The 1,402-nt window shown below is 55.6% G+C and carries 1 protein-coding gene and 1 pseudogene; both read left to right on the top strand.

Annotated features, from left to right (window positions below; all coding sequences use genetic code 11):
* Positions 1–1,006 (top strand): annotated as a pseudogene (locus tag AC1DX0_RS35875) (hypothetical protein); the annotation flags it as partial.
* The gene (locus AC1DX0_RS35870) at positions 1,003–1,299 is read left to right on the top strand and encodes a hypothetical protein (protein WP_477222326.1); all 297 of its coding nucleotides are present in this window, start codon (positions 1,003–1,005) and stop codon (positions 1,297–1,299) included. The pseudogene AC1DX0_RS35875 and the gene AC1DX0_RS35870, both read left to right, overlap by 4 nt.
* Positions 1,300–1,402: the final 103 nt, after the last annotated feature.

Raw genomic sequence — 1,402 nt, 5'->3', positions numbered from 1 at the left:
CATCCGGCCCCAGGCGGTGGCCGGTTTCGTTCAGTCGATATGCGAAACCGTCCCGCTATTCATGTGCAACCCGTTCGAGACGACTGACCCGCTGACCAGCAAGACGATCCAGCAGTCCTTTGCCTCGGGAGACACCTACGCCCGTGAGTTCCGCGTCCTCAAGGTCGATTCCAACCCCGGCCCAGGCAATTTCGGACTGATCGACAACAATCTGAGCTCGCTGCGCGATGCTATCGCCATCGGAAACTCCGGCACCTGCTACAACCGCGATGCTCTCACGACGAAGACGGGCGTCACGCTTGGCCAAGTCAATACCGGCCTCAATGTCCGGTTCGATCTCTATAGCGGCTCGCTGAACAAGTACAATAAGGACTTCAATTATCGCCCTGCGATGAATGTCCGAAAGGGTCAGAAAAACGGCTGCAGCAAGTATGACCCGGTCACTGACAACACAGCGCTGCCCCTGCCGCCAGGAACCAACTATGTCGACGCGAAAGGCATGTCCGACGCGATCGGTTCTCAAGGCTTTTGGACGAACTATTGGCAGATCAACCACGGAGGGACTTATCCCAACGTCCCGAGCGCCACCAACCCGACAGGCACCAAAACCGCTCCAGCTTCCCGATATGACGTCTACAAATACGAGCTCTCGAACGGATCCTACAAGGACAAGTCGAAGGCGCCGACAAAGGAATCTGGAGAGACGGCCTGCTTCAAGGGGGACACACCAACGCTAGATCCTGACCGCCGGCTGCTCAACATGGCAATCGTCAACTGCATCGCCAACCAAGCGAAGCTAAACGGCCACGTCCAAATCAAGCCTGACGGGTATGCAAGCGTTTTCATCAACACGCCAATCCAGAAGCAGGACAACAGCAAGGACGATGAGGACAGTTCAGCAAACGAAAAGCCCATTAGCCTTGAGATCGTAGACGTCGACGGCGGTTTCGCCAACAACACCCTTGTCGACAAAGCTTTTCGCAACGAGGCGCAGCTCTATCGATGAGACGCCTTGCTCTGGCTTTCCTGCTGATCTCAAACCCCGCTGCCGCTGAGATGTCCGTGACAGGTTGCAATGCCCTAAGCGATTCTGCCGGCGCGGCAGCTCTGCAACTGCGATCCACTGTCAGAGTCGTCAAGGGTGAAGCTTTCCATGAAGCAGTGCCGATGATGCCTGCAAGCGCTAGAGATGAGGCGGCCGATCTGGAAGATGCCAGAATTGGTGCCGAGTCCGCACTTCGCGAGTATGGGCTGTCTCTGGAGGCCTTTGCAAAAGCGATAAAGGATTGCGGCAACTAGAGCAATTCCAGGAAAAGTGCGATCGGTTTTCCGTCCGGAATTGTGTGAAAACAAAGAGTTAGAGCAGTTCATCGTTTCCGTGAAACGGTGAACTGCTCTAGAA

This window comes from Mesorhizobium sp. P3_A9, from assembly GCF_056402975.1.
Note: the sequence above shows the minus strand (reverse complement) of the source record. Positions and strands in the feature narration are given on the sequence as shown.

What these genes read in the sequence shown, in the direction of transcription:
- AC1DX0_RS35870 (WP_477222326.1), top strand. Translation starts at nt 1,003, where the DNA reads ATGAGACGCCTTGCTCTGGCTTTCCTGCTGATCTCAAACCCCGCTGCC.